Here is a 9,118-nt window from a genome sequence, read left to right on the forward strand (position 1 = left end):
TAGCCCACAAATAAGAATTTATCCAAAGAGAAATCGTTCTAAATCAGCCTCATCTTTTAAGATCTTTGATACTTCAACATCATAAGCATGCGCAAGAAGAATGCTCGACTCTACTAATGTCTCATTCAATGTGAGATCGAAAGCAACTTTACGAAGATCTCCTAAGGCATCAAAAGCTTGATTTAGAGATGCGATCTTCTCTCTCTGCTCAATATCTAGCTGCTGTAAAAATTGTTGCATTGCGGTCTCCATCTCTGCAGCTAGAGCTTGATCGCTACCAAGAAGTGTTGAGATAACAAATTTTCCCGCTAAAGAACCAATAATAGGACCTAAAAGAGGGATAGGAATTAAGATCTGCCCTGCCAATGTTGCTAGTGCTACACCCGCACTATCAGCCCCCAGATAGAGGGCATTCATCTGAAATTCACTCAATGAAATATTCCCACGATGAAGATCATGCACTAAAGAAGCAATCCCTTTCGAAAGGGTGACAAAAGCTCCGGCAAATGGTGCAGCTAAGTTTGCATTATTTGTTAAAAAGTAGACCGCAGAACCTGTAACAGCTCCTCCTACCCCCCCTTTCAACGAAGAGAATCCTACCTTTTTCCAATCTTCTAATGACATCTCACCTTTAAAAGGATTCTTGCCATCACGATACATTCCATAAAGAGCCATACCAAATGAGAGCGTTCCTCCGACTGCTGCTGCAATTGCTGTCGCTTTAAGCCCTTCACTCCAACTTGCTTGATTCTCCTTTTCAATCTCCAGTTGCCGTCTCCGATTCTCTGCTTCTAGTTCCGATTCATGACGATCTAAAGTTTCATTAATTTGTCCTCTTTGAACCTCGGCATATTCAGAGACACCAGGGCGTACAACCTCTGAAAATGAAGTTCCCGACTCCGCTTCTATACGAGCAATCTTCTCCTCAATTGCGCGGATGGTTCTATCACTTAAACCTTCAACTGCTTCCCCTTCATGGATACGTCGAATCAATTCAAATTGATCCTTAGGAATATGGTAATAACTACCATCTCGACCAAAATGACTATATCTCTCCATATGTTTAAGCACATGCTCGAGATTATTATTCAATCCATTAACAAATTTTGATTGAACAGCAACACCATCAATAAGATAATCTTCCGGAGCTGTCCGACCAACACCCTCAAAGGTTGCAGTTGGGTTCTGCTGATTGAGATACTGCTTAGCATTATGAATCGCAACTTCAACTTGTTCAGCAATTTCTCCATGCTTTGTAAAATCACTTCCTAAGATATTCTCCGGAGTAGAGATAAAACTACGTACAATCTCAACCTGCCCTAATGCCTTTAAAAAGGCCTCATCTTGCAGTTTTTGTGAGAGAAATAATGTACGAAAACGCTCCTCATTAATATTATTAACGATAGCGCTATAAAGCTGGTCTTCAACAGAACGACTCTTCAAAATAATGTCCTTTTCAATTTAAAGCGGTGACAAACTCTCTACTCTTGCTCTCAATAAAGAAGCTCTAAAAATATAAGCTGAGCAATAACATTTAAAACATCATTCAAAGCTCTATTGAAGTTCTAATTAAAACTCCGCTTTCATTTTGATCAATTTGGCAAGACTCTCTACATGATTTTTAATCGCGATCAGCATATTTTTCTGAGATTGAGTGAACTGAGTGTAATCAAACGTTGTTAATGATTGATCGAGATAACTCATCATCTGTGTTATACCGGCAAGATGCTCCCGAGTTTCACTAATAAGATGGTCTACAGCTCTATCTGCTACCTCTAAATAGGATCGATAGGTCTCAACTTCTCGCCTCGCTTCATCTGCTTCTTTAGCAATTTTTGCATTTCGACGACGTGCAAAAAGCCCACTACCAACAAGCGCACTTCCGCCAATAACCCAACCAACCGGACCCGCTAAGGCTAAAAAAGCGCTCCCTGCAGCCATCCCTCCTCCACCGGCAGCAACGGCACCACCACCAAGCCATGCTAATGCGGCATTCGTTGCAGCTGCTCCACCTAATGCCGAGATTGCTGTTCCTGTCGAAGCTGTTCCAAATGTTGTTGCAATCGCCATTGCTGCAGTAGGACCAAAAGCAGCTATACCAGCACCAGCGGCAATACCAGCACCGGCACTACTACCTGCCTTAAAACTGACGTCTTCCGATTTTTTTCTAATCTCTTCTGAAAGGTCATCAAATTCTTGATGCTCAAGATGATAAGCTTCAAATGTACGATCAAACTCAATCGGCTTGTTAGCAATAACAGAAAAGAGCGCTTCAGAACGCGCAATAATCTGCTTCGATTCCTCAGAACGTAATGCAAAAAGAACTTCGCTCTTCTCACTTACAACCTCTAAAAGTACTGCATATTGATCTTTCGCCCGCTCAAACTTTGCAATTGCATCTTTCTTTAACTTTCCATTTAACATTAGAATTTCCTTCTCTCTATACTAATAGAGAACCATATTTCTATTAACAATAGCTTTCTGTTCATAACTCGCCTAACCCATTCGCAAGAAAACAGCTTCTGAAATAATAATCATTAAATGACAGCTTAAAAAAAGCAAATCAAGATACAAAACCCATGACATTAGACGAATTGATATTTTATTGTAAACAGATATTAATTCCTCGTAAATATTTATATATAAATAACATTATAAAATAATATTTAAATAGCCTTTTTTTCTACTTTTCATGGGAAATTACTAAAAACCTTGCCTCAATTATTTCAGATTAGCTTCGTCAAAAATATCTTTAAATCTTCGTAGTTACTCTCGATTACTTTCTCTGTAAACTCTCTTTCCTCCACCATTCATCTCTAATTCCTGCTTTCAAGAAGTCTAAAATCGGGTAGACTACCCTTTTGATAAGAAGATTAATAAGGTCAGCAATGATCGTTAGAAGCGCAATAAGAGCAGATAAGAAGGGGAAATATGAAAATATCGACAAGACTAGCACTACTAATAGCAACGGTAATGTTTCTAACAGCTTGTACAATCCATGCCGATATTCCAAATCGAATGGTAATCGATTCTGACGGGATTGTGATTGATTCTAAAAATAAGAAGAAAAAAGATAAAGCGGGCTACTTCTGCCCACCTGGACAAGCGAAAAAAGGGAACTGTTAATTAAAGTTTAAGGTCAAAGCTCTCTCTGATCAGAAGTAAAGTCAGATTGTCTAATTTGCTTTCTTGCTCGTAAAAAATAGGTGTGATATACCTTACACCTTTATTAAAATTTACAAGATGCTATCTGTTTTTAATTGTAGTAGCGATACCCTCGCACGCTTTTGGATATGGCGATGCTTTTACCGAAGCATCTGATCGATCCTAAAATAGATAACCGGAGAAAACTATATGACCGTCAAAGTAAAGAAGAACCGGCTACTCAATACGCTTGAGTGGCTGGGCAATGCATTGCCACATCCTGTGGTCTTATTTATCATCTTAATTTCCCTGATACTGATCGCTTCTGCTGTTGGATCTCATTTTGGATTAAGCGTCACCGATCCTCGTCCAGAGGGTGCGCCGGGAAGAGTGCCGGGTGGCGTTATTGAGGTTGTCAATCTCCTCAATCCCGATGGAATTCGCAAGATTCTCTCTAGTATTGTCACGAACTTTACGAGCTTTACCCCTTTGGGAACCGTACTTGTTGCGATGTTAGGGGTTGGAATTGCCGATAGTGCCGGGCTCTTCTCTGCAGGAATGCGTTTAGTTGTCCTAAAAGCACCGATCCGTTTTACCACGCCTGCGATTGTTTTTGCCGGCGTTATGTCTAATACTGCCGGGGAATTAGGTTACGTCGTTCTCATCCCTCTTTCTGCAGTGATCTTCCACTCAATAGGACGTAATCCCCTTGCCGGTCTTGCAGCTGCCTTTGCCGGCGTTTCTGGAGGCTATTCAGCGAACCTTCTCTTAGGAACGGTTGATCCCCTCTTATCAGGAATTACGCAAGAAGCTGCGCGTATTATTGATCCTGATTATATCGTTGGTGCTGAAGCTAACTGGTATTTCATGGCGTTTAGTACCTTTATTGTCACCTTCCTCGGCTGGTTTGTGACTGATAAAATTGTCGAGCCACAATTAGGTCCTTACGATTCATCGGAGATGAGCGAAGATGAGGATAACATTGCCATGTCTGCAGAAGTTACCCCAATCGAGAAGAAAGGGCTCATCTGGGCAGGTATCAGCTTTGTCATCTTAGCCGTAATCGTTGCATTGATGGTCGTGCCGGAAAATGGCATTTTACGTAATCAAACAACAGGAGAGATTGCAAACTCCCCCTTCTTCCGCTCCATTGTTATCTTTATCTTTATCTTCTTTGCGGTGCCGGGTATTGTTTATGGCGCAATTGTGAAGAAGTTTAAGAATGATCGAGATATTATCAATGCAATGGCAGGCGCTATGAGTTCAATGGGACTCTATCTGGTAATAGTCTTCTTTGCCGCGCAATTTATTGCCTTCTTTAACTGGACAAACATTGGACAAATTCTGGTTGTTCACGGCGCAAATTTTATTACCAGTATCGAAATTAATAGTATTGTACTCTTTATCGGATTTATTATTATCTGTGCTTTTGTCAATATTATGATGAGCTCCGCTTCGGCACAATGGGCAGTCACAGCACCGATCTTTGTTCCGATGTTGATGCTTGCAGGCTATGCACCAGAAACAATTCAAGCAGCCTACCGTATTGGTGATTCTGTTACCAATATTATTACGCCGATGATGAGCTACTTTGCACTTATTGTTGCGATCGCACTTAAATATCGCCGTAATGCCGGCATTGGGACAATTCTTTCGATGATGGTGCCCTACTCTGTCGTCTTCTTCGTAGTCTGGGTCGCTATCTTCTGTATCTGGGTCTTTGTGTTAGGAATTCCGGTCGGCCCTGGTTCTGCAATCTACTTCAACCCATAGAAAAAAGATTAGTAGCTCGATCAGCAACAAAAGATCTATAACAAGGGATCTATGACAAAAAAGCTGTCACTAGCAGTGATTCTGCCGCTTGTAGTACTTAATAGCGGTAGATATAAAACAAGATAAATTATAGCTATCAAAAAAGCCCGATGACATTACCTATACATTCGTCACCGGGCTTTACTTTTTCTGAAAAAATCTACATTGATAGAACTCATTAATGATCAACCATTATGAGCTTAACTCTAGTGAACTCTTACCGAACTCTCAAATATAAAATGGTTTAAAACTAAAACTTAAACTAAAATTTAAAGCCCTTCACCACTTTATTAAAGTCACGCTGATCAACCCCCATCTCTATCTTAATAGAGCCACATTTAGGGCAAAAAGAGGGAGGAGTTAAATTATCACTGCGTGGCTTTCCAACCCACTTACAATCTAAACAGAGATATCTTAATGGTGTATCTTTATAGGGTATTGGCATAATGGACTCACTTTAGTAAAAAAATTAAAACCAATAATAAAATGGGTTTTTCCCTGAGGGTTAAATCAAGCGATTAAGAATAATAGATTCAAATAATAGACTAATCTATAAATTTTATCATTATAAACCTCAATTCTCTCTTATTTTTTCATTATCAATATAATAGGTATCCACAGAGTTACAAATGAAAAATAATCATCAATCATTAAACTAACTCAGATCGATCAATAATCTTTGTAAAGTGCCTTCTAGGCTTACTTCAGAGCTTCACATTTTTGGCTCATATAAGGTAATGCTCGGATTGAGGAATCTCTAAAGACCATCCAATCATGATCACCATCAATCACTCGATATTCCACATCTTCAGGCTGATAAGTGTGTAATGTCCAGTAGAGCTTAGCGGCGGCAAGCACAATTCCTAAAGAGTCATGATCGCCCGATTCAATCCAGATCGGAACAACTAGATCTTTCTGATAATAGTTATTAAGCCTCGCTGTGTAGAGCGAATCGCCCCATGCTTTCTCATCAAATTGATTATCTTTTACAAATTGTGCTGTTTGACGTGCTGTTGATGTTTCAGGTGGAAGCGGATCATAAATTGCCGGACTTAAAACCCCGGCTGCACAGAAGAGCTCGGGATGAGAAAGGCTTAAATTGAGCGCGCCATAGCCACCCATAGAGAGTCCTCCAACTGATCTTCCGGCACGATCTTCACGAACATTGAATGTTTTTTCAATATAAGGGATAAACTCCTCAACAAATGCCGTCTCCGCCTTCTCGAAAAATTACAAATAAAAATAATTTCTTTATTCCTCTATTCTTAAAGTTAAATAAAAAAGCACTATCCCTCAGGGTTAGTGCTTTTCTCGAGATTATTAATCAACTAATTTAATAAATTGTAATTAGACTAAAATCATTTTTTGATCTAACAAGTCATCTAACGGATCAACCACTGGTTGGACATCATATGTCTCTGTATTTAAATCAGTGTCCTTAGTCTCTGCTATTAGAGATGGATCAAGATCTTTATCTGAATCTTCGAAAGAGGGAACTCTCTTACTTTCATCATCAGCAATCAAATCATCTAACACCAACGTTTCTGTAGAACCTTGCTCTTTCAGAGGCTCGAAAGATTCTACATCATTAAGATCAACAGCCCCCTTCTGGTTGATAGATAATTGCTCAATATCCTCCTCTCCAGACGAAAATACTTTAAATAACATATTATTATCTGCGTTTTTCACCTGAAGAGGTTCATTTGTTACTACATCATCATTATCAACGGGCACTTCAACATCTGAATTCTCATCCTTGTTATCAGTACCAAACTCATATTGACCATTTCCACTTTCTGTTTTATCAGAACCCAGAACATGCTCATAAGCTTTAGCTTCTACTTCTAAGGTGAATTCTGTATCTTTAGGTACACGTATTACAATGTCAGCATTAACTTGTGTTTCAGTACTTGATGCCGCAGCGCCACTATAATTTGAGAATTGTCCAGTGATGGTTAACTGTCCACTATCACCAATCACATAGCTCTTACCATCATGAATGACTTCTGCTCCTTCCGGTAATCCCTTCAATATAAGATCTTGCAACATACTTTCACTACCATCTAAGTCAGTGACATGCGCAATAATATTGACGTCATATTCATCCATTTCGGCAGATGCTTCCACCTTTTCAACTAACCCAGGTTGCCCGATATAGCCACCACTAGAGGTTATCGTTCCTGCTAATTGATTTGATCCTGAAACAATATGCTTTTCATCAGCTGTAATATTCCAGTTGTCATTATGGTTATAGTTACTCTCATGCTCTTCATGGCTCACTACTCCCTGCACTTTATACTTAACCCCATCACTCTCTAATAAGAAAATGAAGTCTGGCTTTCCTTGTGCATTTCCATTAACAGCATTAATAGGACCTGAGCTATAAGTCGTTCCTTGATTATCTGTCTGTACATTTTGCTGATAGAGACTACCTTCATGAAGAATGAAGATATCTGTCTTATCACCATCACCATCAGTATTACCTTGAGTGTAAGATTTAAAGTTGTCAGATTTCATCTGTGCAAATTTTTCTGCGTATTCAGATGAGTTTGGATCTAATCCCTTTAAGCTATTAGCGATTATGGCATCTATATCAGCATCGGATAGGTCTTGGATCTCCTTAATATTATTATTTTGGGTGCTTCCTGTTTTCGCATCGGTATACCAGATACGGACATTTTCACCAATCGCAACGATTTTGCCATTAATAACATCAAAGCCTGTTCCATCAGGGTTTTGGCTACCGCCATTAACTTTCGTTAATTGCTCACCGTTATCACTATTTTCCTGATCTTTAGGAGTAACAGTAATACCCACTTCCGGCGCATCTACGACAGGTGTAATATTAATCGATACCTTGCCTGATTGCTCTATCAGTTTACCATTAACCTCTTTTTGGATGGTATAGTCTAACTCTGCATAGGTACTCTTCTGATCACCTACACCTTCTGTAGCATAACCATCAAATCCTGCTTCATTTAAACCAGGGACAAAGGTCAATTGCCCTTCTTCAACCTGCTCTTTGGTAAGAGTTGTTCCCTCTTTTACAACTTCTCCATTCAGAAGTAGCTGACCACCTCCTGCGGCACCATTAAATATAATGGAACCCCCATTTCCATCAGCACCTACTAAATCATCCCAACTAATATTGAGTTCAGTATCTTCCTCAGTACCTACAGTACCTTCAAAAGCTATCATCGGTGCTGTTACTTGTTCAGTGCCAGACTCATTACCAGCCTCATCTTTTAAGCTCACATCTAAATCTTCACCGTTAATGAATGGTTTATCAAGCTCTACTTCAAAGTTACCATCGCCATCCACTTCACCTTTACCGATGATATTACCATCTTTATCAGTGATCGTTACTTCCGCTTCAGGCTCACCTTTACCGGTCACTTTTTTGCCATCATCAGAGACTTCAAGATCTGTCGGTGCTTCTGGTGCAATTGTATCTTTCTCACCGGTTACAGGCGTGCTTTCTGAAGTGTTACCCGCTTTATCGGTTGCTGTAACATCAACTGTTTCACCATCCGTTACAGGGCGGCTAAGCTCAACTTCATAAGTACCACTCTCAGGATCTGCTACTACAGAACCTAAGCTATTGCCCTCTTGATCTTTAACCTCAACCGTTGAACCTGGCTCTGCGTTACCTTTAACAACAAGACCCTCTTCATCGATCTCAGCTGTCGGTGCTTCTGGTGCAACTGTATCTTTCTCACCGGTTACAGGCGTGCTTTCTGAAGTGTTACCCGCTTTATCCGTTGCCGTAACATCAACTGTTTCACCATCCGTTACTGGGCGGCTAAGCTCAACTTCATAAGCACCACTCTCAGGATCTGCTACTACAGAACCTAAGCTATTGCCTTCTTGATCTTTGACCTCAACCGTTGAACCTGGCTCTGCGTTACCTTTAACAACAAGACCTTCTTCATCAATCTCAGCTGTCGGTGCTTCTGGTGCAATTGTATCTTTCTCACCAGTTACAGGCGTGCTTGCTGAAGTGTTACCCGCTTTATCGGTTGCTGTAACATCAACTGTTTCACCATCCGTTACTGGGCGGCTAAGCTCAACTTCATAAGCACCACTCTCAGGATCTGCTACTACAGAACCTAAGCTATTGCCCTCTTGATCTTTAACCTCAACCGTTGAACCTGGCTCTGCG

Annotated in this window: 5 protein-coding genes and 1 pseudogene; 2 read left to right on the top strand and 4 right to left on the bottom strand. The window is 40.3% G+C overall.

Features of this window, described 5'->3' with window-relative positions; genetic code table 11:
• Positions 1 to 18: 18 nt before the first annotated feature.
• A complete protein-coding gene (locus AC0SAP_RS09550) occupies positions 19 to 1,443 on the bottom strand; it encodes a hypothetical protein (protein ID WP_473383992.1) in 1,425 nt (474 codons plus the stop codon).
• A gap of 126 nt (positions 1,444 to 1,569) precedes the next feature.
• A complete protein-coding gene (locus tag AC0SAP_RS09555) occupies positions 1,570 to 2,424 on the bottom strand; it encodes a hypothetical protein (protein ID WP_473383993.1) in 855 nt (284 codons plus the stop codon).
• Between the two features lie 507 nt (positions 2,425 to 2,931).
• Here AC0SAP_RS09555 and AC0SAP_RS09560 point away from each other — a divergent pair.
• Together AC0SAP_RS09560 and AC0SAP_RS09565 are read left to right on the top strand one after the other, a co-directional pair.
• A complete protein-coding gene (locus AC0SAP_RS09560) occupies positions 2,932 to 3,126 on the top strand; it encodes a hypothetical protein (RefSeq protein ID WP_473383994.1) in 195 nt (64 codons plus the stop codon).
• A gap of 228 nt (positions 3,127 to 3,354) precedes the next feature.
• On the top strand, positions 3,355 to 4,917 hold the full coding sequence (locus tag AC0SAP_RS09565; protein ID WP_109202139.1) for an AbgT family transporter: 1,563 nt from the start codon (positions 3,355 to 3,357) through the stop codon (positions 4,915 to 4,917).
• Positions 4,918 to 5,655: 738 nt separating this feature from the next.
• On the opposite strand, the pseudogene AC0SAP_RS09570 reads toward AC0SAP_RS09565, so the two are convergent.
• Both AC0SAP_RS09570 and AC0SAP_RS09575 read right to left on the bottom strand, forming a co-directional pair.
• Positions 5,656 to 6,156 (bottom strand): annotated as a pseudogene (locus AC0SAP_RS09570) (alpha/beta hydrolase); the annotation flags it as partial.
• 147 nt (positions 6,157 to 6,303) lie between these two features.
• Positions 6,304 to 9,118: Ig-like domain-containing protein (locus tag AC0SAP_RS09575; RefSeq protein ID WP_473383995.1), on the bottom strand; the 2,815-nt coding region annotated here is incomplete at its 5' end.

Source organism: Ignatzschineria sp. PL_is040 (assembly GCF_055813795.1).

Coding starts and splice junctions, on each gene's coding strand:
- AC0SAP_RS09560 (WP_473383994.1), top strand. CDS start 2,932: ATGAAAATATCGACAAGACTAGCACTACTAATAGCAACGGTAATGTTT.
- AC0SAP_RS09555 (WP_473383993.1), bottom strand. CDS start 2,424: ATGTTAAATGGAAAGTTAAAGAAAGATGCAATTGCAAAGTTTGAGCGG.
- AC0SAP_RS09565 (WP_109202139.1), top strand. CDS start 3,355: ATGACCGTCAAAGTAAAGAAGAACCGGCTACTCAATACGCTTGAGTGG.